This window comes from Allobosea sp. GW821-FHT12C12, assembly GCF_058807355.1.
In genome coordinates this window covers 171,967-196,052 of the sequence record NZ_JBXAQP010000002.1, presented here as the reverse complement: position 1 = coordinate 196,052, position 24,086 = coordinate 171,967, and the positions used below count along the sequence as shown (strand labels likewise).

Genomic DNA, 24,086 nt, shown 5'->3' with positions numbered 1-24,086 from the left:
GATTCACTCGATCCGCGGGGTCTTTCAGGAACCGCCGGGACACGCATCTCTCGGGTCGGGAAAACGCCTCAGATCGCATCCGCGCCGGTCTCGCCGGTGCGGATGCGGATCGCCCCCTCCACCGTCGATACAAAAATCTTGCCATCGCCGATGCGACCCGTCTGGGCCGCTTTCTTGATCGCCTCGATGGCGGCGTCGACCATCTCGTCGGCCAGGACGATCTCGATCTTCACCTTGGGCAGGAAATCGACGACATACTCGGCGCCGCGATAGAGTTCGGTGTGGCCCTTCTGCCGGCCGAAACCCTTGGCCTCCAGCACGGTGATGCCCTGCAGGCCGACCTCCTGAAGCGCCTCCTTCACCTCGTCCAGCTTGAACGGCTTGATGATCGCTTCGATCTTTTTCATGCGCCGACCGGCCTCCCTTGCGCGTTGACGTGAGTTGGGACTTTGCCTGAGCCCGTCCTCGCGGATCATCCGCAGCCCTGCATGAGCCGGACCAGCTTTTCGATCCGTCGGATCCGCATCCGCACTCTGCTCATAGCATCGGCGCATGCGCCTCGCCATGCGGAAGAAAGCCGTGAAACGCCTGATCGGAAGGCAATAAACAGCTCATAAAATATGCAGATGACTATCTAAAGGGCAATCTCGACCGTCCCGGCCCGCTTGCTCCGCGCAGCCGCGTCTCCGATGATGCTCGCGTGCAAACTGACGACAAAAGCGCGGCGGCGCTGCTGAGCGTCGCCGAGATGGCGGCCGCCGACAAGGCCGCGATCGCGGCCGGCACGACGGGCGCGGCGCTGATGGAACGCGCCGGCCGCGCCGTCGCGGATGCGGTGAGCCGCCGCCTGCGGCCGGGCGAGCCGGTGCTGGTGGCCTGCGGGCCGGGGCATAACGGCGGCGACGGCTTCGTCGCCGCGCGGCTCCTGCGCGAACGCGGCCTGCGCGTGACGCTTGCGCTCGCGGGTGAGCGCGACGCCATCCGCGGCGATGCGGTCGCGGCCGCGGCGCGCTGGCCAGGCGAGGTCGGCACGCTCGCCGCTGCCGAGCCCGGCGAGCATGCGCTCGTGGTCGATGCGCTGTTCGGGGCCGGGCTGAACCGGCCGATAACGGGCGCGGCCGCCGACCTGATCGCGCGCGTCAACGCCAGCGGCAGGCCGGTCGTGGCGGTCGACGTCCCCAGCGGGCTCTCGGGCGATGGCGGGCCGGCGGCCGGACCTGCGATCCGGGCGGCCGAGACCGTGACCTTCTTCCGGCTAAAGCCCGGCCATCTGCTCTATCCTGGGCGGGCGCTCTGCGGCGTCGTCACGCTCGCCGATATCGGGATTGCGCCCGGGACCGCCTTCGGCGCGGGCGGCATCGTCCCTACGGCGTTTCGCAACGATGCCGCGCTCTGGCGCGAGCATCTGCCCGCGCATGCCGGCGATACGCACAAATACCGGCGCGGTTCGGCGCTGGTCGTCGCCGGCGGTTTGCCCGGCGTCGGCGCGCCGCGCCTGTCCGCCCGCGCGGCGCTCAGGATCGGCGCGGGCCTCGTGACGATAGCCTGCCGTCCCGACGCCCTGGCGGCTCATGCCGGACAGGACCCCAACGCGTTGATGCAACGGAGCTACGCCGACGAGGCGGAGCTTGCCGCTCTGCTGGCGGAGCGTCGGCTGGGAGCCGTCGTCGCGGGGCCGGCGCTCGGCCTTGACGCACGGGCGCGCGCCGCGACGCTTGCCGTGCTGCGCGGCGCCGTTCCCGCCGTGCTCGACGCGGACGCGCTGACGCTGTTGGAGGGACGGACCGGATCGCTGGCGCGGCTGGCCGCGCGCCGGGGCGCGGCTTGCGTGCTGACGCCGCATGAGGGCGAGTTCCAGCGCCTGTTCGGCGAGCAGATCGCGCCCGACGCCGGCTCGAAGCTCGACAGGGCCCGGCTCGCGGCGCGGCGGTCCGGTTGCGTCATCGTTCTGAAGGGCGCCGACAGCGTGATCGCGGCGCCGGACGGCATGGCGGCGATCAATGCGACCGGCTCGCCGGCGCTGGCGACGGCAGGCTCCGGCGACGTGCTGGCCGGCATGATCGCCGGTTTGCTGGCCCAGGGCATGCCTGCCTTCGAGGCGGCCTGCGCGTCCGCGCATCTGCATGGGCTCGCCGGCGAGGCGCTGGGCATGGGCCTGATCGCCGACGACCTGCCGGAGGCGATTCCGGCGGTCCTGAAGGCGTTGTCCGAGCCCGGCTAACCATTCTCGCATCGAAAAAGCCCGCCCTCTTTGGAGGGCGGGCCGCTTTTGACTGAACCTTATCGGCTGGCGCCGATCAGCTTCCCGTGAAGCTGGCGGCCGGGGCGCTGGTGAGCTGCTCCTTGGTCATGGTGACGACGCCATGATCGGGATACATGTTCGGCGCTTTCGGAGCGCTCGCCGCCGGAGCGGCCGACATCGAGGTCGAGCCCGCGCCCGGCGCCGTCGAGCCGGAACCCGAGCCGGCCATGCCGCCCGACGGAGCCGGGGCAGGAGCCGCCGCCGACATCGGCTGGTCGCTCCAGGTGATCTGGCCGAACGGGATCGCGACATCCTTGGAGCCGATGCCGAGGAAGCCGCCCACGCCGATCGTCACGGTCTCGATCGCGCCGGACTTGTCGAACACGACCTCGGTGACGTCGCCGATCTTCTTCTGGTCGGGACCATAGATGTCGACGCCGATCAGCTTGGAGGCGCGCCACTTGCCCGGAACGGCGAGGTTCTGTGCCGGCTCCTTCGCGGCAGGCGCCGTCGTCGCCGAAGGGGCGCCGGACGGAGCGCTCGGAGAAGGCGCGCCGGTCTGAGCCATCGCGGTGGTGGCGAGCATGGCAAAACCGATCGTGCCGATCGCGATATGACGTTTGAACATGATGTCCTCCTGATTGTCTCCGCACCGGGCGGTATGTCGGGACAACGCGGCACATCAGGTTTGGTTCGCGTCGGATCAGCGAAAAGCCGCGGGCCGAACGCCGATTCGGATCGCGCATCGGGCTACCCAGATTTGCCGAGCGACGTTGAGGATTTTCTCAGGATTGAGGGCGCTTTTGGAGTGGAGAGGGTCAAGACAACGGAGTAGCCATGAGGCCTCTCGCCCCGCCGCACGGACCGTCGCGCCATCGCCGGCGGAGCCGGCGCTCCTCGCGATGACGCCCGCCGTTCTCGCGCTGATCGCCGGAACCGCGGACGCGGCTGCGTTCTGGTAACGCTCGCAGTGGTCGCGCTGCACGGATGCGCGGACGGCGGCGGAAGCGAACACATATCGCTGCCGGCAGCTCGGCCCGACCGTGACGGCTTCGGCCATGCCGCCTATGGCGGCGCTCCGGGCGGTTAGGAGGGCGGCCGGTCCCGGCCGGGGCGATGCGGCGTGGCGAGTCGTGGTCAGGCGGCTGGGCTAGCGCCGCGGCGCTGCCTCAAACAGGGCGCCGTCGTGGTGAGCGGGGAGGGGATCGAACCCTCGACCACATGATTAAAAGTCACGTGCTCTACCACTGAGCTACCCGCCCTCACTGGGGCGCTGACATAGGCAGGCCGGCGGGCGCGGTCAACCGCTTGCGCCGCTTTCCCGCCGGCTACGCGGCGAGCGGCGTAATCCCGCTCTTCGGCAGCCATCCGTTAACGCCTTGGAAACCAAGGCCGCGCCATCGTGGCGCCATGGTCATCCGTCGCGGCATCCGCTCGATCGTTATTGCGCTGGCGCTCTACCTCGTCTCAGGCGGGGCGGTGTCCTATTTCCTGTTCCATGCCCAGCGCGGCGCGCGCGGCCTCGACGCGCGCGACGAGCTCAAGGATGTGCTCAAGGTCCAGCAGGCCGAGCTCGACGCGCTCACGGTCGAGCGCAAGACCTGGGAGCAGCGCCTGACGTTGATGCGCGACGAATCCGTCGACCGCGATCTCTTGGAAGAGCAGGTCCGGTACACGCTCGGGCGGATCCACCGCAACGACGTCATCCTGATGGGCCGCTAAGTAGCCCCGGCAATGCCGCGAATGGTTCCGCGCGCGCCGATCAACTGAAATCCAGTTAATCGAAGAAAGTGCATGTCTTGCAGCATCTTGGCTGATGCTGCATTGCGAGATGGCTTACTCGCCAAGGGTTTTGCGATCCTCTACAACCGGAGACGACGTTCTCTGGAGGACCGCCGATGGCCGTTGCCGCGCGCAAGACGAAAGCCCCCGCCCAAGCCAAGGCCCCGGCGGCCAAGTCGGCGGCGAAATCCGCAGGCAAGTCGCAAGGCAAGCCGGCGACGAAGTCGCTGAGCAACATGCCGGTCTTCAGCAAGGAGGAGGAGCTTCACGCCTATCGCGAGATGCTGCTGATCCGCCGCTTCGAGGAGAAGGCCGGCCAGATGTACGGCATGGGCCTGATCGGCGGCTTCTGCCACCTCTATATCGGGCAGGAAGCCGTCGTCATCGGCATGCAGATGGCGTCCAAGGAAGGCGACCAGGTCATCACCGGCTATCGCGACCACGGCCACATGCTGGCCTGCGGCATGGAATCGCGCGGCGTGATGGCGGAGTTGACCGGCCGGCGCGGCGGCTATTCGCGCGGCAAGGGCGGCTCGATGCACATGTTCAGCCGCGAGAAGAACTTCTATGGCGGCCACGGCATCGTCGGCGCGCAGGTCTCGCTCGGGGCGGGCCTCGGCTTCGCCAACTGGTATCGCGAGGACGGCCGCGTCTCGATGGCCTATTTCGGCGACGGCGCGGCCAATCAGGGCCAGGTCTACGAGAGCTTCAACATGGCCCAGCTCTGGAAGCTGCCGGTCGTGTTCGTGATCGAGAACAACCGCTACGCCATGGGCACCTCGGTCAGCCGCGCCTCGGCGCAGACCGATTTCTCCAAGCGCGGCGTCTCCTTCGGCATTCCGGGCGAGCAGGTCGACGGCATGGACGTGCGCGCCGTGCGCGAGGCGGCGACGCGGGCGATCGAGCATGCCCGCTCCGGCAAGGGCCCCTACATCCTCGAGATGCAGACCTATCGCTATCGCGGCCACTCGATGTCCGACCCGGCCAAGTATCGCTCCAAGGACGAGGTCCAGCGCATGCGCGAGGAGCACGATCCGATCGAGCAGGTGAGGGGGCGACTGACCCGCGACTTCAAGGTCGGCGAGGACGAGCTCAAGGCGATCGACGCCAAGGTGCGCGAGATCGTCAACGACGCGGCCGAGTTCGCGACGCATGATCCCGAGCCCGATCCCTCCGAGCTGTGGACCGACATCACGCTGGAAGCCGCCCGCGCCTGAGGGCGCAATCCTGCTCCGCGAAGCCGCCGGGTCCTCCAGGCGGCCTTCACCACTTCCCGCGTCTCTCGAAAATCCGGGTGCGTTCATGCCGATCGACATTCTCATGCCTGCCCTTTCGCCGACCATGGAACAGGGCAAGCTCGCCAAATGGCTCAAAGCCGAGGGCGACAGCGTCAAGGCCGGCGACATCATCGCCGAGATCGAGACCGACAAGGCGACCATGGAGGTCGAGGCCGTCGACGAGGGCATCCTCGCCAGGATTCTGATCGCGGACGGCACCGAGAACGTCGCGGTCAATACGCCGATCGGCGTCATCGCGGCCGAGGGCGAGGACGCCGGCGCCGCGAGCAAACCGGCCGCGAAACCGGCCGAGCCGTCGCCGCCGGCGGCGCAATCGGCTCCGCCAGCGACCGAGGGCGAGGGGCCGAAGGCGGCCGCCGCGCCCAAGGCCGAATCGGCCGTCGCCAATCCGCCGGCGACGCCCAGGAGCTACGACGCCTCGGCCGAGTTCCCGGCCGGCGCGGAGGTCGTCTCGATGACCGTGCGCGAGGCGCTGCGCGACGCCATGGCCGAGGAGATGCGCCGCGACAAGGACGTCTTCGTGATGGGCGAGGAGGTCGCCGAATACCAGGGCGCCTACAAGGTCACGCAGGGGCTGCTGCAGGAGTTCGGGGCCAAGCGCGTCATCGACACGCCGATCACCGAGCACGGTTTCGCCGGCATCGGCGTCGGCGCGGCGCTGACGGGCCTGAAACCCATCGTCGAGTTCATGACCTTCAACTTCGCCATGCAGGCGATCGACCAGATCATCAACTCCGCCGCCAAGACGCTCTACATGTCGGGCGGGCAGATGGGCTGCCCGATCGTGTTCCGCGGGCCCAACGGGGCCGCCGCCCGCGTCGGCGCGCAGCACAGCCACGACTACGCCGCCTGGTATTCCAACGTGCCGGGGCTGAAGGTGATCGCGCCCTACAGCGCGTCGGACGCCAAGGGCCTGCTCAAGAGCGCGATCCGCGACCCGAACCCGGTCATCTTCCTCGAGAACGAGATCCTCTACGGCCGCCAGTTCGAGGTGCCCAAGGGCGACGACTTCCTGATCCCGCTCGGCAAGGCCAAGGTGGCGCGGCCGGGCACGGACGTCACCATCGTCTCCTTCGGCATCGGCATGACCTATGCGCTCGCCGCCGCCGAGGCGCTGGCCAAGGAAGGCATCGAGGCGGAGGTGATCGACCTGCGCACGATCCGGCCGATGGACATCGAGACGGTGATCGCCTCGGTGCGGAAGACCCATCGCTGCGTCGCGGTCGAGGAGGGCTTTCCGCAGTCCGGCGTCACCGCCGAGATCGGCATGAAGATCATGGAGGCCGCGTTCGACTATCTGGATGCGCCGGTCGCCCGCGTCACCGGAAAGGACGTGCCGATGCCCTATGCGGCGAACCTGGAGAAACTCGCGCTGCCGAATGTCGGCGAGGTCGTCGCGGCGGCCAAAGCCGTCTGTTATCGGTGACGCGTCATGACGCGGGTGGCCTCGCTGTGTTGTGCCGGTGTCTGTCGATGGGATGCGTCGCCCTGCTGGGCATCGCCTTGCCGCAAACGGCATCGGCGCAACGCTGCGGATCGATCCGACGCCTTTCACGCATGCCGAATTCGAGCGCCTCGCCCCGTCAGCCCGGTCCCGCGCGATCAATGCGATGGCGCGGGAGCGCTGGGGCAGGCCATGCGCCGCCTCCCAACAGACGCTCGCCGCCCTGGGCCCGAAAGCCGCGTCATGGCATGTCGCCTGCGACGGCAGCGGGGTGCTCGACTATATGCTGCTTCTGCCGACCCGTTCGCGGGACGAGGGAGCGCGATTCATCTACTGCGGCCCATCCACCGCTGGCGGCCGCGCCTGTGCCCTCAACTGAGTCGTCTCGTAGCGCTGATCCGCGCCCCGTCGTCGAGAGTGAGCTGACGCCATGCCCGTGAACATCCTGATGCCCGCGCTCTCTCCGACGATGGAGAAGGGCAATCTCGCCAAATGGCTGAAGAAGGAAGGCGACGCGATCAAGTCGGGCGACATCATCGCCGAGATCGAGACCGACAAGGCGACCATGGAGGTCGAGGCCGTCGACGAGGGCATCCTGGCCAGGATCCTGGTGCCGGACGGCACGGCCGACGTCGCGGTCAACGAGATCATCGGCGTGATCGCGGCCGAGGGCGAGGACGCCAAGGCCGCCGCCGCGCCGGCCAAAGCCGAGCCCCCGAAGGCGGACGCCAAGCCGGCGGACGCGCCCAAGTCTTCCGAGGCCAAGTCTTCCGACGCCAAACCTGCCGACGCCAAGCAGCCGGCGGCCGTGTCGCAGCCGGCTATGACCGCCGAGGCGGGCATGAACACCGGCGGCAAGAGCGTCGCGGGCGACCGGCCCTTTGCCTCGCCGCTGGCGCGGCGTCTGGCCAGGGAGGCCGGGCTCGACCTGGCGCAGGTGCAGGGTTCGGGTCCGCACGGGCGCATCGTCGAGAAGGACATCGCGGCGGCGAAGGCCGGCGGCGGCGCTAAGGCTCCGGCAGCCGCCGCGGCTCCCTCCGCGCCCAAGCCCGCCGCCGCGCCGCTCGCGACCGGGCCTTCCGACGAGCAGACCAAGAAGCTCTTCGCGGCCGGATCCTACGAGGAGGTTCCCCATGACGGCATGCGCAAGACGATCGCGCGCCGCCTGCTGGAGGCCAAGCAGACCGTCCCGCATTTCTACGTCACGGTCGATTGCGAGCTCGACGCGCTCCTGAAGCTGCGCGGCGAACTCAACTCCGCCGCGCCCGAGAAGGACGGCAAGCCGGCCTACAAGCTCTCGGTCAACGACATGGTGATCAAGGCGCTGGCGCTGGCGCTGCGCGACGTGCCGGACGCCAACGTCTCCTGGACCGACAACGCCATGCTCAGGCACAGGCACGCCGATGTCGGGGTCGCGGTCTCCATCCCGGGCGGGCTGATCACGCCGATCATCCGCGACGCCTGCCACAAGACGCTGTCGCAGATCTCCAACGAGATGAAAGACATGGCCGCACGCGCCAAGGCGCGCAAGCTCAAGCCCGAGGAGTATCAGGGCGGCACCACGGCGGTCAGCAATCTCGGCATGTTCGGCGTCAAGGATTTCGCCGCGATCGTGAACCCGCCGCATGCGACGATCCTGGCGGTCGGCGCCGGCGAGCAGCGGGCGGTGGTCAAGGGCGGCCAGCTCGCGGTCGCGACCGTGATGTCGGTGACGCTCTCGACCGACCACCGCGCGGTGGACGGGGCGCTGGGGGCGGAGCTGCTCGCGGCGTTCAAGGGCTATGTCGAGAAGCCGATGGCGATGCTGGTGTGAGCGCGCCATGACCCGCCCGGCGCGCATCCTGGCCTTCGGCGACTCCCTGACCTGGGGCCGCATCGCGAACCAGCCCGGGCGGCATGGCGACGACGTGCGCTGGCCGCGCGTGCTGGAGAAGGCGCTCGGCGGCCATGCCACGGTGATCGAGGAAGGTCTGAACGGGCGGAGGATCGCGCTCGACGATCCCTTGCGTCCCTATCGCTCTGGCCTCTCCCTGCTGCCGCTGTTCATCGAATGCCATGCGCCGCTCGATCTCGTCATCCTGATGCTCGGCACCAATGACTGCCAGCGGCAGCATTCGCTCGCGCCCTATGACGTCGCCCGCTCGATGCGGATGCTGGCGCAAATCGCGCAGCGCCCGCCCCTCGAGCCCGGCATGCCGGCGCCGCAGGTGCTGATCGTTGCGCCGCCGCTGGTGCGACCACCCGACGATCCGGAGCACGAGGCGCATTTCTTCATGGAAGGCGCCGCGGAGAAGACGGCTCTGCTGGCAGGGTATTACCATCGGATAGCAGCCGAGATCGGCGCCGCCTGTTTCGACGCCGCGAGCGTCGCGACCGTGACGGGGGCGGACGGCATCCATCTCGACGCGGAGAACACGCGGGCGATCGGACGCGCATTGGCGCCGCTCGCGGCCGGACTGCTCGGCCTGCCGCTGCCGGCGATGGCGCCGCCGCTGCGGATCGCCGGCTCGTGAGCCCGACGATTTCAACCGGGGCTCCCGCCCCGATTCCCGACCCCTCTCCGCGCCGGAGAAGGGAAAGCGGAGGAGCTTCCCATGGCTGACTACGACATCATCATCATCGGCTCCGGCCCGGGCGGCTATGTCGCCGCCATCCGCGCGGCGCAGCTCGGCTTCAGGACCGCGATCGTCGAGCGCGAGCATCTCGCCGGCATCTGCTCGAACTGGGGCTGCATCCCGACCAAGGCGCTGCTGCGCTCGGCCGAGATCCTGCATTACGGCCAGCACGCCAAGGATTACGGGCTGGTGCTGGAGGGCACGTTCAAGGCCGATCTCGACGCGGTGGTGAAGCGCTCGCGCGGCATCGCGGCAAGGATGAACAACGGCGTCCAGTTCCTGATGAAGAAGAACAAGGTCGACGTGATCTGGGGCGAGGCCAGGCTGACCAAGCCGGGCTCGATCGCCGTCGCGCCGACCAAGAAGCCGGCGATGCAGCCGCAGGTGCCGCCGCCCAAGGGCGCGAAAGGCGAGGGGACCTACACCGCCGATCACGTCATCGTCGCGACCGGCGCGCGGCCGCGCGCGCTGCCCGGCATCGAGCCGGACGGCAAGCTGATCTGGACCTATTTCGAGGCGATGGTGCCGGCCAAGATGCCGAAATCGCTCCTGGTGATGGGCTCGGGCGCGATCGGCATCGAGTTCGCCTCGTTCTACCGGACGATGGGCGTCGAGGTCACGGTCGTCGAGGTGATGCCGCAGGTCGTGCCGATCGAGGACGCCGAGATCGGCGCGTTCGCGCGCAAGGCCTTCGAGAAGCAGGGCATGAAGATCCTGACCGGGGCCAAGGTGACCAAGGTCGAGAAGGGCGCCGACTCCGTCACCGCCCATGTCGAGGACGAGAAGGGCGGCAAGCAGACCATCACGGCCGACCGGATGATCTCGGCCGTCGGCGTCGTCGGCAATATCGAGAACCTCGGCCTCGAGGCGCTCGGCGTGAAGACCGATCGCGGCTGCATCGTCATCGACGATTTCTGCCGGTCCAACGTCAAGGGCGTCTACGCGATCGGCGACGTGGCCGGCCCGCCGATGCTGGCGCACAAGGCCGAGCACGAGGCCGTGATCTGCGTCGAGGCGATCAAGGGCCTGCACCCGCACCCGATGGACAAGCTGATGATCCCGGGCTGCACCTATTGCCACCCGCAGATCGCCAGCGTCGGCCTGACCGAGGCCAAGGCGAAGGCGGCCGGGCACGCGCTCAAGGTCGGCCGCTTCGGTTTCGTCGCAAACGGCAAGGCGGTGGCGCTGGGCGAGGAGGGCGGCATGGTCAAGACGATCTTCGACGCCAGGACCGGCAAGCTGCTGGGCGCGCACATGGTCGGCGCGGAGGTGACCGAGCTGATCCAGGGCTTCGTCGTCGCGATGAACCTCGAGACCACGGAGGAAGAACTGATGCACACGATCTTCCCGCATCCGACCATCTCCGAGACGATGAAGGAGAGCGTGCTGGACGCGTATGGGAAGGCGCTGAACGCGTAGCAGGCCGTCCGATGCAGGTCTCGCCCCGATCCCGTCTGCGCGAGCGCGACGCTTCCTGCTTACCCTCTCCGATCACGCCTCGTTGATCGATCGCATCCGGCAGGCCGCTTGCATCGTATCGAGATGAGGTTGCGACGGAGCTCCGCGATGACGAAGCTGAAATTCCATGGGCTGACGATCTGCCTCGCGATCGCGGCCGCCGGCGTTGCGCTCGCCAATACGCCCGTCGAGGGCGACGCCATCAGGCAGCTCGTCTCCGGCAAGCGGATCTATCTCGCCGCGCCCGCGGGCGGCGAGTTTCCGCTGTTCTATCGGCCGGACGGTCAGGTCGACGGGTCAGGCGAGGCCGTCGGTCTCGGCCGATTCCTCAAGCCCAACGACAAGGGGCGCTGGTGGGTGAACGGCAAGAATCTCTGCCAGAAGTGGGACACGTGGTACGACGGCAAGACGATCTGCTTCACCTTGACCGATCTTGGCGGCAACAAGGTGAAATGGGTCCAGGACAACGGAGACACCGGCATCGCCCGGATCGGCAACTGAGCCGTTCAGCGCCGTTTTTGGGCCGAAATGGCCTGATTCCGGCGCGATATGGCGAAGTCCGCCTCGGCGGTGCTGTTTCGTTGCGCGAAAGTCACGGCGCCGGGCAAAATCCCGGCAGTCCACCGGCTCCTTGACACCCGCCGCATTTCCGACACCTTTGTGACCGCTCAACGGCAGTATGGAGTCCGTCAAGCGCAGGGCCGCGCCGGCCGCTCGCTTAACGACTCCTTAACGGAAATGCCTGAAAACTTCGGTTTCGCCGCAGCCGCGGCCTGACCGAAACGATGTTTTTCGGCGAATGGCGGAACGATGGAATGATGCGCGGCGAAAGCTCTTCGGCCCCGAACGTTTCCAGCGATATCCGGGACTCGTCGAACGATTCGAGCCAGGGCGAGTTCGCCGGCCGCGCCGCAAAGCTGGGCTGCGTCGTCCTCGCCGGCCTGTTCCTCGCCAATTGCGCCAACGACAAGGTCGCCCGCAGCGGCGGCAAGTCCAAGGAGATCGGCGCCTTCTCGCATCCGAAATACGGAACCCCCAGCCCGCGCGTCGTCGCCGAAGGCGAGGAAGTGCCCAAGGGCGGCGGCCGCCAGCTGATCGGCAAGAGCTATTCGGTCGCCGGAAAGCGCTACACGCCTTATGTAAAGCCGATCGGCTACACCGCGATCGGAACAGCCTCCTGGTATGGCGAAGCGTTCCATGGCCGCCGCACGGCCAATGGCGAGATCTATGATCGCAATGGCATCAGCGCCGCGCATCCGACGATGCCGCTGCCGGCCTATGCCCGCGTCACCAACATGCTCAACCAGCGCTCGATCATCGTGCGGGTCAATGATCGCGGTCCCTATTATGGCGGCCGCGTGATGGACGTGTCGCAGCGCACGGCCGACGCGCTCGCCTTCCGCCATCTCGGCACGGCCCGGATCAAGGTCGAATATCTCGGCCAGGCCTCGCTTGGCGGATCGGACGACAATCTCCTGCTGGCGACGCTGCGCACGGACGGCCAGCCGGCCGCCATTCCCGGCACCAGCGCCCGAACCATGGTGGCGAGCTCGATCGATGTCGCGCCGGCACGCTCGCAGACCGCCGATCTCGACGACGCTTCCGCCGAACGCCAGCAGCCGGTCGTCCAGGCCTACGCGCCTGTCCGCACGGCTGCGTCCGCGGCGCCTGTCGCCGCGACGCTCGTCTCCACAGCGCCGCCCGGCGGCACTCCGGTGCGCGCCGCGCCGCTGCCGCCGAGCCGCCCGTTCGATCTCGACACCATCGCCAACGCCGGCACGCCGGTTCTGGTTCCCGCCACGCTGCGCAGCATGCCGCCGCCGGCCCGCACCACGGTCGCGAGCCTCTTCGCGGCTCCCGAACGGACGCCTGCCGAGCGTTTCACGAAGTCGCACCCGCTGGTCCGCGATCTCGCGCCGCAGACCCTGCAGCCGCTGTCGCGGAATTGAAGCGCGCGAGGCTTGACCGGCCTCGCTTGTCTCTGCTTCTGATCGCGACATGAGTTCGCGTCCCGATCCTGGAAAGAGCGTCTTCGGGCCGAGCTGTCCGGCGCTTCTGCTGTCCGTCGTCCTGGCGTTGCTTGCCTCGTGCTTCGCCACGCCAGCCGCCTTCGCGCAGAGCTTCCAGTCCTCGGCCCCGCACGCCGTGCTGATGGACGCCGCCAGCGGCGCGATCCTCTACGAGAAGGCCGCCGACGAACTGATGGCGCCGGCCAGCCTCGCCAAGATCGCGACCGCGCTCGTCGCCTTCGAGGAGATCGCGCAGGGGCGCATGACGCTCGACACCGAGATCGGCATCTCCGAGAACGCCTGGCGCAAGGGCGGCGGCGTCTCCGGCGGCTCGACCATGTTCGCGCAGCTCAACAGCCGCGTGAAACTCTCCGACATCCTGCAGGGCATCATCGTCCAGTCCGGCAACGACGCCTCGATCGCGCTCGCCGAAGCCGTCGCCGGCGACGAGGCGAGCTTCGCCCGGCTGATGACGGAGCGGGTGAGGGCGATCGGCCTAACGAAATCGGTCTTCCGCAACGCGACCGGCATGGGCGACCCGCAGCAGAAGGTCACGGCCCGCGAGCTGGCGCGGCTCTCCGACCACATCATCAGGACCTATCCGGACCTCTACAAGATCTTCGGCCAGCGCGAGTTCACCTGGAACAGGATCAGGCAGCAGAACCGCAATCCGCTGCTGACCATGGAGATCGGCGCCGACGGCCTCAAGACCGGCAATATCGACGAGTCCGGCTTCGGTCTGGTCGGCTCGGCGGTTCAGAACGGCCAGCGTCTGATCGTGGTGGTCAACGGCCTCAAGACGGCGCGCGACCGGGCGCAGGAAGCCCGCAAGCTGCTCGAATGGGGCTTTCGCGCTTTCGAGGCGCGCCGCATCTTCGGCGAGGGCGATATCGTCGGCGAGGCCAGCGTCTTCGGCGGCGAAAAGGGCCGGGTGGGCCTGCGCGCGAAGGGGCCGGTCAGCCTGCTGCTGCCGCGCGGCGGCGGCGAGCGGATCAGCGCCAGCATCGTCTATCGCGGCCCTCTTCCGGCGCCGGTGCGGGAGGGGGCCGAGATCGGCCGCCTCCTCGTCACCCGCGGCGACGTCAAGACGCTGGAGATCCCGCTCTATGCCGCCGAGGCGGTCCAGCCCGGTTCGCTGCGGCAGCGCGCGCTCGACGCCCTGCTGGAGATATCGACCGGATGGGTGCGCAAGGCGCTGGGGCGAAGCTGGGCGACGTGACGCCCGGGCGCTTCATTACGCTGGAAGGCGGCGAGGGCGCCGGCAAGTCGACGCTGGCGAAAGCGCTGGCCGAACGGCTGCGGGCGCGCGGGCTCAAGGTCGACCTGACCCGCGAGCCCGGCGGCTCGCCAAAGGCCGAGGCGATCCGCGAGACGATCCTGTCCGGTCAGGTCAAGCCGCATGGGTCCTTCGTCGAGGCGCTGATGTTCGCCGCCGCCCGCATCGACCATATCGACCGCCGCATCCGGCCGGCGCTGATGCGCGGCGACTGGGTGATCTGCGACCGTTTCATCGATTCGACGCGGGTGTATCAGGGCGCGCTCGGCAAGATCGAGCCCGGTCTCCTCGACGAACTGGAGCGCGTGACGATCGACGGACTCGTGCCGGATCTGACGCTGATCCTCGATCTCGACCCCGCCGCCGGGCTGGCGCGCGCCGCCAGGCGCCGCCGGCCGGGCGAAGTCACCGACCGCTTCGAGAGCGAGGCGATCGACTTCCATGCCCGGCTACGGCAGGCCTATCTCGCCATCGCCGGGGCGGAGCCGGAGCGCTGCGTCGTGCTCGACGCCGCCCTGCCGCCCGACGCGCTGGCGCAGGCGGCGTGGGAGGCGCTATCACGGCGGCTGCCGATTCCCGAAACACCTGACCAGATCGACGCCTGATGCTCCAGACGAGCGACGAACCCGACCGCCTGCCGAGCGCGCCGCATCCGCGCGAGACGCTGGCGCTGATCGGCCGCCAGGCTCAGGAAGACGCCTTCCTTGGCGCGCTGCGCTCGGGCCGGATGCATCATGGCTGGCTGCTCGGCGGCCCGGAAGGCGTCGGCAAGGCGAGCTTCGCCTATCGCGCCGCCCGCTTCATGCTGGCGGCCGGCGATCCGGTCGCGCGGGCGCGGGCCGCGCAGGACCTCGCCATGCCGGAGCAGGATCCGGCCACCCGCCGGGTGATGGCGCAGTCCCATCCGGACCTGCATGTGCTGCGGCGCTCGCCGAAGCAGGACGGCAAGGGTTTTACCAGCAACATCCCGGTGCCGGCGGTGCGCCGCGTGCTCGACCGCTTCGGCTCCAGCGCGGCCGAGGGCGGCTGGCGGGTCTGCATCGTCGATTGCGTCGAGGATATGGACCGGCCCTCGGCCAACGCCTTCCTGAAGCTGCTGGAGGAGCCGCCGCCGCGCGCGCTGTTCCTGATCGTGTCGCATGCGCCCGGCCGCCTGCTGCCGACGATCCGCTCGCGCTGCCGGCTGCTCGGCTTTTCGACGCTGAACGAGGACGCCGTCGCGCAGGCCGGCCTCACCGCGCTGGAGCGAATGGGCGGGCCGTTCGACGCCTCGGCGCTGGCGCGGGCCGCGAGACTGTCGGAGGGTTCGGTCCGGCGCGCGCTGACCTATGTCGCGCCCGAGACGCTGGCGCTGGTCGAGGCGGTGCGCGCCAGGCTCGACGCGCTGCCCGGGCTCGACATGGCGGGTCTCCTGGCGCTGGCCGAGGACGTCGCCGGCAAGGCGGGCGAGGGCGGCTTCGCGATCATGATCGAGACCGTGCAGGCCTGGCTCGGCGCCCATGTCCAAGCGCATGCGGGTGCGGGCGCCGGCCGCCTTGCACCGCTGGCGGAGGTATGGGACAAGCTCTCGCGCGCGGCCCGCGAGGTCGAGACCTATAATCTCGACCGCCGCCCGCTCGTGCTGACGATGTTTCATGATCTGTCGGATGCGGTCGCCCGCTCGCGCGCAGCGTGAAGCGCAAGCCTCCGGACAGACCATGGCCACGGCCCCGAAATTCTATCTGACGACCGCGATCCACTATACCAACGGGCCGCCGCATATCGGCCACGCCTATGAGATGGTGACATCGGACGCGATCGCGCGCTTCAAGCGGCTCGACGGCTACGACGTCTTCGCCATGACCGGCACCGACGAGCACGGCCAGAAGGTGCAGCGCACCGCCGCCGCGGCCGGACTGACGCCGAAGGACTTCGTCGACGGCATCGCCAGGCGCTTCGAGGAGATGGAGCGGCGGCTGAACTGCTCCTTCGACCGCTTCATCCGCACCACCGACGCCGACCATCTGCCCTCGACGCAGGAACTCTGGCGGCGGATGGAGGCCAATGGCGACATCTACCTCGCCAAGTATTCCGGCTGGTACTCGGTCCGGGACGAGGCCTTCTATGGCGAGGAGGAGACGAAGCTGCTGCCCGACGGCACGCGGCTCGGCGGGCAGGGCACGCCGGTCGAATGGGTCGAGGAGGAAAGCTATTTCTTCAGGCTGGGGTCCTATCAGGACAAGCTGCTGAAGCTCTATGCCGACGTGCCCGACTTCGTCTCGCCGGAGACGCGGAAGAACGAGATCGTCTCCTTCGTCAAGGGCGGGCTTGAAGACCTGTCGATCAGCCGGACCACCTTCGACTGGGGCCTGCCCGTTCCGGGCGACCCGAAGCATGTGATGTATGTCTGGGTCGATGCGCTGAACAACTACGTCACCGGCACGGGCTTCCCCGATCCGGCGGACCCGCGTGCGCATTACTGGCCGGCCGATGTCCATGTCATCGGCAAGGACATCGTGCGCTTCCACGCCGTCTACTGGCCGGCGATGCTGATGTCGGCCGGGCTGCCGCTGCCCAGGCGCGTCTTCGGCCATGGCTTCCTGCTCTCCAGGGGCGAGAAGATGTCGAAGTCGCTCGGCAACGTCGTCGATCCCTTCGATCTGGCCGAGGTCTACGGCGTCGACCAACTGCGCTATTTCTTCCTGCGCGAGGTCTCGTTCGGGCAGGACGGCAACTACAGCCACGAGGCGATCGTCGGGCGTATCAACGCCGACCTCGCCAACGACCTCGGCAATCTGGCGCAGCGCTCGCTCTCAATGATCGCCAGGAACTGCGAGGGCAGGACGCCGCCCCGCGGGACGCTGACCGATGCGGACTCGGCCATGCTGGCGCAGGCCGACGGCGCGCTGGCCAAGGCGCGCGCCGCCATGGGCGATTTCGCGCTGCATGTGCTGCTGGCCGATCTCTGGGCCGTCATCGCCGAGGCGAACCGCTATTTCGCCGCCAACGAGCCCTGGCGGCTGACCAAGACCGATCCGGCGCGACGCGACACCGTGCTCTACGTCACCGCCGAGGTGCTGCGGCAGGTCGCGATCCTGGTCCAGCCGGTGATGCCAGAGGCCATGGCCAAGCTGCTCGATCTGCTCGGCGTTCCGGCCGACGCGCGCAGCTTCGCCGCGCTGGGCGAGGGTGGTCGCCTGCTCTCCGGCACGGTCCTGCCGCCTCCAAGCGGCGTCTTCCCGCGCTTCGTCGAGCCCGAACCCCGACCCGAGGCCAAGGCCCGATGCTGATCGACAGCCATTGCCATCTCGACTTCCCGGACTTCGCCGCGGAGTTGCCGGCCTATGTCGCGCGCGCCGAGGCCGCCGGCGTCGGCCGGATGGTGACGATCTCGACCCGCGTGGCGCGCTTCGAGAGCTATGCCGGCCTGGCCGAGCGCTTTCCCGCCGTCTGGTGCAGCGTCGGCACGCATCCGCATCAGGCGCATGAGGAGCTTGACGTGACAGTCGAGCAACTCGTTGCGCTGTCGGCGCATCCGCGCTGCGTCGCGATCGGCGAGGCGGGTCTCGACTACCATTACGACAAGAGTCCGCGCGCGGCGCAGGCCCGAGGCTTGCGCACCCATATCGCGGCCGCCCGGGTCACGCAGTTGCCGCTCGTGATCCATTCGCGCCAGGCCGATGACGACATGATCGCGATCCTGCGCGAGGAGAGCGCCAGGGGCGCGTTCCCGGCGATCCTGCACTGCTTCACCGCAGGCGAAGCGCTGGCGCTGGCCGGCGTCGATCTCGGCTTCTACGTCTCGTTCTCCGGCATCCTGACCTTTAAGACTTCCGACGAGCTGCGCCGGATCGCGCGGCTCGTGCCGCGGGACCGGCTGCTGGTCGAGACGGATGCGCCCTATCTCGCGCCCACGCCGTTCCGGGGCAGGCGCAACGAACCGGCCTATGTCGTTGAGACCGCGAAGGTTCTCGGAGAGACGCTCGGCGTCGGCTTCGACGAAATAGCCGCTCTGACCACGGCCAATGCGCGGCGCTGCTACTGGAAGATGGACAACGCCGCGCCGCTCGCGGCCGTCGCCTGAAGCGGCCGCACAGCATGGCGCTGACCGTCACCATCCTCGGCTGCGGATCGTCGGGCGGCGTACCGCGTCCGGGCTCGGGCTGGGGCGCGTGCGATCCCGCCGAGCCGAGGAACCGGCGTCGCCGCTGCTCGATCCTGGTCGAGCGAGGGGGGGCTGGGGGCACGACAAGCCTGCTGGTCGATACCTCACCCGATCTCCGCGAACAGCTTATCGGCGCCGACATCCGGCATCTCGACGCGGTGCTCTACAGCCACGACCACGCCGACCATACCCACGGCATCGACGACATGCGCGCGCTGGTGCTGCATATGCGCCGCAAGGTCCCGGTCCATGCCGACGCCCGCACCGCCGCCACGCTGATGCGGCGCTTCGGCTACGTCTTCGAGACGCCGCCGGGCTCGTTCTATCCGCCGATCCTCGAACTGCGCCCGCTCAGTGCCGGGCGGGTCCTGGCGATCGAGGGCGCCGGGGGCGAGATCGCGGCGCTGCCGTTCGCGGTCGAGCATGGGCCGGGCTATGAGTCTCTCGGCTTCCGGTTCGACGATCTGGCCTATCTGCCCGATGTCAGCCTCGCGCCGGACGCAGCCAGGGCCGCCATGGCCGGGCTCGACATGCTGATCCTCGACTGCCTGCGCGAGACGCCGCATCCGAGCCATTTCAACCTGGACCAGTCGCTCGACCTGATCGCCGAACTGAAGCCGCGCCGCGCGATCCTGACCAATCTCCATAGCGATCTCGATTATGCGAGCCTTCTCAGTCGACTGCCGGAAAATGTTGACCTGGCGTATGATGGGATGGTCGTCGCGGCGTGATCTCCGGCCGTCGGGACGCCGGTTCAGGGCATCGGATTCAGTTCCATAATATGTCTTATGCGAATCACGGATATGATTGCGCGGGAGGTCGTACGAGATACCGGCCCTCGGGCCATCTCCTTCCTCATCGCGGCAGCCGAGGCTGGATTGTCGGTCACTCCGTTGCCGCCTCTCCCCGCCGCCGATAAGCGAAGTAGCGCTCCGCCTGCACGCCGTCGGGCAAGCCGACCGCGATCAACGCCGGATGCTCCAGCGCCGCTCCCGCGATCACCAGCGCATCGTCGGCCGCCAGCGCCGCGACATGGCCCGGCAGCCAGGCGAGCTCGACGCGGTCGCGTTCCGGCACGCCGGTCGTCGCGTCGACATGGATCAGCACGGCGTGCCGGCCATGGCGCGCCGCGAATGCCGGCAGCGTCTCCTGCATGTCGCCGAGCACCAGCATCTCGTGCGGCGGCATCGAGCGCGGGTTGGCGCTCAGCTTGCGCTCGAAGACGTGGATCGCCCGGTCCGGAACGATCTCGCGCAAATGGTCGTAGGTCCGGCCATTGCCGAGGCCGAGCTCCAGGACAAGGCCCGGCCGGTCGGATACCTGCTCGGCGGCCCAGTTCAGGATCAAGCGCTGCGCCTGAAGTCGCCTGATGAAGCTGTCGAGACGGCTCATGAGCGCAGTGATCGAAGGCCCTCACGCATAAGTCAAATGATGCGTCGCAAGTCGATGGCCGACCCGGCTTGCCATCGGCCTTTCGGAATGCCCTACTCACAGGATGCGGGCCGGGATCGGCCTGTCCTGATCGAAGGGCCGCCAAGAGCCTGTTCGAACGCTCTCCGGGAGGACTTCAATCCATGACCACGTCACGCCGTCTCGTGCTTCTCGCCGCCGCCAGCGGGCTTGCGCTCGCGGCCGGCGCGCCGGCCTTCGCCCAGGCCTGGCCGCAGCGGAACATCAACTTCATCGTGCCGTTTCCGGCCGGCGGCGGCACCGACGCCTTCGCGCGGCCGCTTGCGGCGCAGCTCGAACAGCAGCTCGGCCAGCGCATCATCATCGACAACCGCGGCGGCGCGGGCGGCACGGTCGGGGCCTCGGCGGCGTCGAAAGCCACGCCCGACGGCTACACCTTCCTCGTCGGCGCGGCCCATCACACCATCGCGCCGGCGCTCTATCCGAAGCTCGACTACAACCTCCAGACCGATTTCATCCCGATCGCCGTGATCGCCCAGCCGCCGCAGGTCATCGTCGTTCATCCCGGCAAGGTTCAGGCCAAGACGCTGGCCGAGCTGATCGCCTTCGCCAAGGCCAATCCCGACAAGCTGAACTACGCCTCGGCCGGCAACGGCACGACGCATCATCTCGCCGGCGAGCTGTTCAAGCTCGCCGCTGGCGTCAGCCTGACCCATGTGCCCTATCGCGGCGCCGGTCCGGCGATGCAGGACCTCGTCGCCGGCCAGGTCGACGTGATGTTCGACGGGCTCGGCTCGTCGGCGCCGCAGATCCAGAGCGGCGCGCTGCGCGGCCTGGCGGTGGCGGCTCCCGCCCGCTCGCCCGCGATCCCCGACGTGCCGACCGCCAAGGAAGCGGGGCTCGAGGGCTACGAGGTCGCGACCTGGTATGCGCTCTGGGCGCCGAAGGGGACGCCGGCCGAGGTGGTGACGAAGATGCGGGCCGAGGTCGCCAAGGCGCTGCAGGCCAAGATGATCTCCGACGCCTGGGCCAAGAACGGCTCGCCGATCCCGACGCTCGCCGGCGACGAGTTCGGCAAGTTCGTCGGCGCCGAGATCGCGCGCTGGGGCAAGGTCGTCGCCGACGCCAAGGTCAAGCTCGACTGAGATAGCCGACGCCACCAGCCTCCTTTACGTCTCGTCCTCGCCCGCGCCGTCGATCACGGCGCGGGCGATCGTCATTGGGAAGCCGGCCCGCGCCAAGGCGGCGAGTTGCTTCTGGCGCGACGCCATTCGATCTCCCCTCGCCCAAGGACCGAGCCGCTTACGCTTCCCCGCGATCCGGGCGGCGGCGAGTTCGTCCTCGGCCTCCACGGCGCTGGCCTGCGTCGCAAGTTCGCGTCCCACGCCCGTGGCGGAGAGTTTCGCCGCGACCATGCGCGACGACTGCCCGCGCCGGCGCAAGGTAGCGGCCCGCCCCTCGGCGAAGCGCCTGTCGTCGACGAGCCCGGACGACACGCAGCTCGCTACGACCTCGTCGAGCATGGCGTCGAATGCGCCCGGATCGTCGCCATGATGCCGGCAGCTCAGCGCGACCTTGCGCGCCAGAACGCGGCGCAGTTGCGCGGCCGGCGCGGCGTAGCTTTCGAGATAGTGCTTGGCGGCGCGGCGCAGATAGTCTGGCGTGATCTTGCACGGGGGCCGACGCTCGGTCCTGTCGCGGCGCGGCGGCGGAGCGCCCTCCTCCGCCACTAGTCGTCTCCCGGCTTGGCGCGAGCGGCCTTGATCGAGGCGCGCTTGTCCTTGGAGACGAGCCGCCTCTCCTTCGAGGCCTTGGTCGGCTTGGTCGGCCGGCGCGTCAGCGGCTTCACCGCGGCCTCGCGGATCAGCTCCAGCAGGCGCTCCAGCGCCTCCTCGCGGTTGCGCTTCTGGCTGCGCCGCGCCTGCGCCACGATGACGACGACGCCGTCCTGCGTCAGCCGGCTGCCGGCGAGCTTCATCAGCCGGATCGCGACGTCGTTGGGCAAAGAGGGCGAGCGCCTGATGTCGAATCTGAGCTGGACCGCGCTCGAGACCTTGTTGACGTTCTGCCCGCCCGGCCCCGAGGCGCGCACGAAGCTCTCCTCGATCTCGCTTTCGTCGATGGCGATGGACGGGGTGACCTGAATCATGGGAGCAGGCTAGCTCACCTTAAGGAGTTTTGCAGCGTGGAGCCTTCTCGCGACATCGGCCGCCTGATCGAGATCATGGCGGCGCTGCGCACGCCCGGGAGCGGCTGCCCCTGGGATCTGGAGCAGGACTTCGCCTCGATCGCGCCCTACACGATCGAGGAGGCCCATGAGGTCGCGGACGCGATCGCGCGCGGCGACAAGGTCGATCTCAGGGACGAGCTCGGCGACCTGCTGCTGCAGGTGGTCTATCACGCGCGGATGGCGCAGGAGGAAGGCTCATTCGCCTTTCCCGACGTGGTCGAGGCGATCACGAGGAAGCTGATCCGCCGACACCCGCATGTCTTCGGCGACACGCGCAATCTCTCGCCGGCCGAGGTCAAGGCGCTCTGGCACGGCATCAAGGCGCAGGAGAAGGCCGAGAAGGCGGCGGCGCGCCATGCCGCCGGTTTGCCGGAGACAATCGAGGACAAGGGCGTGCTCGCCGGCGTGCCGCGGAACTTGCCCGCACTGACCCGCGCCTGGAAGCTGCAGGCCAGGGCGTCGACCGTCGGCTTCGACTGGAACGACACGACGCTGGTGCTGGCCAAGGTCCGCGAGGAGACCGCCGAGATCGAGGAGGCGCTGGCGTCGGGCGACACGGCCCAGGTGAAGGAGGAGATCGGCGACCTGCTCTTCGTGCTGGCCAACCTCGCCCGCCACGTCGATGCCGAGCCCGAGGGCTGCCTGCAGGCCGCCAACGCCAAGTTCGAGCGCCGTTTCAGGGGCATCGAGCAGGCGCTGGAGGCGCAGGGCCGGTCGGTGAAGGAGGCGAGCCTCGACGAGATGGAGACGCTCTGGCAGGCGGTGAAGGCTGCCGAGAAGACCGCCTAGATCCGCTCTGCCTCCGGGAACCTCGCCCCAAACGCCCCTTCCCGCTCCGGCGGCAGCCGCACGGTCAGGCCGAGCGCGCCGTCGTCGCCGTCCGCACGCTCCAGCACTTCGCCATTGGCGTGGAGCCAGGCGAGCGACTTGCCGTCGCCCGGCGCGAGCCGCAGGCGGTAGACCGGGCGGCTCCTGGCGATGCGGCTCTCGATCGCGTCGCAGAGCGCCGGAACGCCCTCCCCGGTCAGCGCCGAGACCAGCACCGGTCGCGACGCCTCGGGCTTCAACGCCGCCAACCCGTATTGCCGTTCGCGCTCCCCGGGCGCGAGCAGGTCGGACTTGTTCCAGACCTCGAGCACGCGCTGGCCGTCGTCGGGGTCGATGCCGAGATCGCGCAAAATGCCCTGCACGTCGGCGGCCTGGGCCTGCGTGTCGTCATGGGCGACGTCGCGGACATGCAGCAGCACGTCGGCCTCGATCGCGTCCTCCAGCGTGGCGCGGAAGGCAGCCACCAGTTGCGTCGGCAGGTCCGAGATGAACCCGACCGTATCCGAGAGCATGATGCGCGCGCCATGCGGCAGCTTGATCGCGCGGGCGGTCGGGTCGAGCGTGGCGAAGAGCATGTCCTGCGCCAGCACCTCGGCCGAGGTCAGGCGGTTGAACAGCGTCGACTTGCCGGCATTGGTGTAGCCGACCAGCGCGACGACCGGATAGGGCACGCGCTTGCGGCTGGCGCGATGCAGCGAGCGGGTGCGCTTCACCGCTTCCAGATCGCGCTCGATCCTGGTCATGCGCTCCTGGATGATGCGCCGGTCGGCCTCGATCTGGGTCTCGCCGGGACCGCCGAGGAAGCCGAAGCCGCCGCGCTGGCGTTCCAGATGGGTCCAGGACCGGACCAGCCGGCTCTTCTGGTAGTTCAGATGCGCGAGCTCCACCTGCAGCGCGCCCTCGCGGGTGCGCGCCCGGCGGCCGAAGATCTCGAGGATCAGCCCGGTGCGGTCGATGACCTTGCAGCCGAAGGCCTTTTCGAGATTGCGCTGCTGCACCGGCGAGAGCGCGCAGTCCATCACGACGAGGCCGATCTCCTCGATCCGGATGCGTTCGGCCAGTTCCTCGACCTTGCCCTTGCCGAGATAGGTCGCGGGCCGCAGCGCGCCGAGCAGAACCTGGATCGGCTCGATCACGGTCAGGTCGATCGCGGCGGCGAGGCCCACCGCCTCGTCGAGCCTCGCCGCGAAGGAGCGCTGGTTGGCCGCGGAGGCCGCGCCGCGCTGGACATAGGGGCCGACGACATAGGCGCGGGTCCTCGCCGCGATGTCGCGTTCGATCTCGTCGAGAGGCTTGGCGACGGGCGGCGTCTCGGACGGTCCGCCGCGTCCGGCCCTGGCCATCAGGACT

The 24,086-nt window shown here is 68.9% G+C and carries 25 protein-coding genes and 1 tRNA gene; 19 read left to right on the top strand and 7 right to left on the bottom strand.

What is annotated here, in order from left to right:
* Positions 1-68 precede the first annotated feature (68 nt).
* On the bottom strand, positions 69-407 hold the full coding sequence (locus AC1RRW_RS03850) for a P-II family nitrogen regulator (RefSeq protein ID WP_492899207.1): 339 nt from the start codon (positions 405-407) through the stop codon (positions 69-71).
* A gap of 293 nt (positions 408-700) precedes the next feature.
* Here AC1RRW_RS03850 and AC1RRW_RS03845 point away from each other — a divergent pair, with 293 nt between their 5' ends.
* Positions 701-2,221 (top strand): NAD(P)H-hydrate dehydratase, encoded by a 1,521-nt coding sequence (locus AC1RRW_RS03845; RefSeq protein ID WP_492899206.1) that lies wholly within the window; start codon positions 701-703, stop codon positions 2,219-2,221.
* Between the two features lie 76 nt (positions 2,222-2,297).
* On the opposite strand, the gene AC1RRW_RS03840 is transcribed toward AC1RRW_RS03845, so the two are convergent.
* Positions 2,298-2,870: a PRC-barrel domain-containing protein gene (locus AC1RRW_RS03840; RefSeq protein ID WP_492899205.1), complete on the bottom strand. Its 573-nt coding sequence runs from the start codon at positions 2,868-2,870 to the stop codon at positions 2,298-2,300.
* A 559-nt stretch (positions 2,871-3,429) separates the two neighbouring features.
* Positions 3,430-3,504: transfer RNA gene (locus tag AC1RRW_RS03835), tRNA-Lys, on the bottom strand.
* A gap of 148 nt (positions 3,505-3,652) precedes the next feature.
* Here AC1RRW_RS03835 and AC1RRW_RS03830 point away from each other — a divergent pair.
* From AC1RRW_RS03830 to AC1RRW_RS03755, 16 genes are all read left to right on the top strand, one after another.
* A complete protein-coding gene (locus AC1RRW_RS03830) occupies positions 3,653-3,964 on the top strand; it encodes an FtsB family cell division protein (RefSeq protein ID WP_492899204.1) in 312 nt (103 codons plus the stop codon).
* Positions 3,965-4,260: 296 nt separating this feature from the next.
* On the top strand, positions 4,261-5,241 hold the full coding sequence (gene pdhA / locus AC1RRW_RS03825) for a pyruvate dehydrogenase (acetyl-transferring) E1 component subunit alpha (RefSeq protein WP_492899398.1): 981 nt from the start codon (positions 4,261-4,263) through the stop codon (positions 5,239-5,241).
* Between the two features lie 85 nt (positions 5,242-5,326).
* The gene (locus tag AC1RRW_RS03820) at positions 5,327-6,748 is read left to right on the top strand and encodes a pyruvate dehydrogenase complex E1 component subunit beta (RefSeq protein ID WP_492899203.1); all 1,422 of its coding nucleotides are present in this window, start codon (positions 5,327-5,329) and stop codon (positions 6,746-6,748) included.
* Positions 6,749-6,800: 52 nt separating this feature from the next.
* Complete coding sequence (locus AC1RRW_RS03815) at positions 6,801-7,145, top strand: hypothetical protein (RefSeq protein ID WP_492899202.1); 345 nt, start codon at positions 6,801-6,803, stop codon at positions 7,143-7,145.
* Positions 7,146-7,196: 51 nt separating this feature from the next.
* Positions 7,197-8,579, top strand: a complete 1,383-nt coding sequence (locus AC1RRW_RS03810; RefSeq protein WP_492899201.1) for a pyruvate dehydrogenase complex dihydrolipoamide acetyltransferase — start codon at positions 7,197-7,199, stop codon at positions 8,577-8,579.
* Between the two features lie 7 nt (positions 8,580-8,586).
* Complete coding sequence (locus AC1RRW_RS03805) at positions 8,587-9,279, top strand: SGNH/GDSL hydrolase family protein (RefSeq protein WP_492899200.1); 693 nt, start codon at positions 8,587-8,589, stop codon at positions 9,277-9,279.
* Positions 9,280-9,360: 81 nt separating this feature from the next.
* Positions 9,361-10,800: a dihydrolipoyl dehydrogenase gene (gene lpdA, locus AC1RRW_RS03800; RefSeq protein ID WP_492899199.1), complete on the top strand. Its 1,440-nt coding sequence runs from the start codon at positions 9,361-9,363 to the stop codon at positions 10,798-10,800.
* A gap of 147 nt (positions 10,801-10,947) precedes the next feature.
* A complete protein-coding gene (locus AC1RRW_RS03795; RefSeq protein WP_492899198.1) occupies positions 10,948-11,340 on the top strand; it encodes a hypothetical protein in 393 nt (130 codons plus the stop codon).
* A gap of 48 nt (positions 11,341-11,388) precedes the next feature.
* The gene (locus AC1RRW_RS03790; RefSeq protein WP_492899197.1) at positions 11,389-11,616 is read left to right on the top strand and encodes a hypothetical protein; all 228 of its coding nucleotides are present in this window, start codon (positions 11,389-11,391) and stop codon (positions 11,614-11,616) included.
* Positions 11,617-11,657: 41 nt separating this feature from the next.
* Positions 11,658-12,788, top strand: coding sequence for a septal ring lytic transglycosylase RlpA family protein (locus tag AC1RRW_RS03785; RefSeq protein ID WP_492899196.1), 1,131 nt, complete (start codon positions 11,658-11,660; stop codon positions 12,786-12,788).
* Positions 12,789-12,837: 49 nt separating this feature from the next.
* Positions 12,838-14,067 (top strand): D-alanyl-D-alanine carboxypeptidase family protein, encoded by a 1,230-nt coding sequence (locus tag AC1RRW_RS03780; RefSeq protein WP_492899195.1) that lies wholly within the window; start codon positions 12,838-12,840, stop codon positions 14,065-14,067.
* Positions 14,028-14,729: a dTMP kinase gene (tmk, locus tag AC1RRW_RS03775; protein ID WP_492899194.1), complete on the top strand. Its 702-nt coding sequence runs from the start codon at positions 14,028-14,030 to the stop codon at positions 14,727-14,729. Before AC1RRW_RS03780 ends, tmk begins: the two co-directional genes overlap by 40 nt.
* Entirely contained in the window at positions 14,729-15,799 is a 1,071-nt protein-coding gene (locus AC1RRW_RS03770) for a DNA polymerase III subunit delta' (RefSeq protein ID WP_492899193.1), read from the top strand. Before tmk ends, AC1RRW_RS03770 begins: the two co-directional genes overlap by 1 nt.
* Positions 15,800-15,821: 22 nt before the next feature.
* A complete protein-coding gene (gene metG / locus AC1RRW_RS03765) occupies positions 15,822-17,393 on the top strand; it encodes a methionine--tRNA ligase (protein WP_492899192.1) in 1,572 nt (523 codons plus the stop codon).
* Positions 17,387-18,187: a TatD family hydrolase gene (locus AC1RRW_RS03760; RefSeq protein ID WP_492899191.1), complete on the top strand. Its 801-nt coding sequence runs from the start codon at positions 17,387-17,389 to the stop codon at positions 18,185-18,187. Before metG ends, AC1RRW_RS03760 begins: the two co-directional genes overlap by 7 nt.
* Before the next feature lie 14 nt (positions 18,188-18,201).
* Positions 18,202-18,999, top strand: a complete 798-nt coding sequence (locus tag AC1RRW_RS03755) for an MBL fold metallo-hydrolase (RefSeq protein WP_492899190.1) — start codon at positions 18,202-18,204, stop codon at positions 18,997-18,999.
* Between the two features lie 154 nt (positions 19,000-19,153).
* On the opposite strand, the gene AC1RRW_RS03750 is transcribed toward AC1RRW_RS03755, so the two are convergent.
* Positions 19,154-19,660 carry a class I SAM-dependent methyltransferase gene (locus AC1RRW_RS03750; protein WP_492899189.1) on the bottom strand — a complete coding sequence of 169 codons (507 nt, stop codon included), beginning with the start codon at positions 19,658-19,660 and terminating at the stop codon, positions 19,154-19,156.
* Between the two features lie 182 nt (positions 19,661-19,842).
* On the opposite strand from AC1RRW_RS03750, the gene AC1RRW_RS03745 reads away from it, so the two are divergent.
* Positions 19,843-20,823 carry a Bug family tripartite tricarboxylate transporter substrate binding protein gene (locus AC1RRW_RS03745; RefSeq protein WP_492899188.1) on the top strand — a complete coding sequence of 327 codons (981 nt, stop codon included), beginning with the start codon at positions 19,843-19,845 and terminating at the stop codon, positions 20,821-20,823.
* Between the two features lie 24 nt (positions 20,824-20,847).
* On the opposite strand, the gene AC1RRW_RS03740 is transcribed toward AC1RRW_RS03745, so the two are convergent.
* Positions 20,848-21,408 (bottom strand): regulatory protein RecX, encoded by a 561-nt coding sequence (locus tag AC1RRW_RS03740; RefSeq protein WP_492899187.1) that lies wholly within the window; start codon positions 21,406-21,408, stop codon positions 20,848-20,850.
* The gene (gene arfB, locus AC1RRW_RS03735) at positions 21,408-21,827 is read right to left on the bottom strand and encodes an alternative ribosome rescue aminoacyl-tRNA hydrolase ArfB (protein ID WP_492899186.1); all 420 of its coding nucleotides are present in this window, start codon (positions 21,825-21,827) and stop codon (positions 21,408-21,410) included. The genes AC1RRW_RS03740 and arfB overlap by 1 nt, the downstream gene beginning before the upstream one ends.
* 36 nt (positions 21,828-21,863) lie before the next feature.
* Between arfB and mazG the strand changes: the two genes are divergently transcribed.
* The gene (gene mazG, locus AC1RRW_RS03730; protein WP_492899185.1) at positions 21,864-22,697 is read left to right on the top strand and encodes a nucleoside triphosphate pyrophosphohydrolase; all 834 of its coding nucleotides are present in this window, start codon (positions 21,864-21,866) and stop codon (positions 22,695-22,697) included.
* On the opposite strand, the gene hflX is transcribed toward mazG, so the two are convergent.
* Positions 22,694-24,079, bottom strand: a complete 1,386-nt coding sequence (gene hflX, locus AC1RRW_RS03725) for a GTPase HflX (RefSeq protein ID WP_492899184.1) — start codon at positions 24,077-24,079, stop codon at positions 22,694-22,696. The genes mazG and hflX overlap by 4 nt on opposite strands.
* Positions 24,080-24,086: the final 7 nt, after the last annotated feature.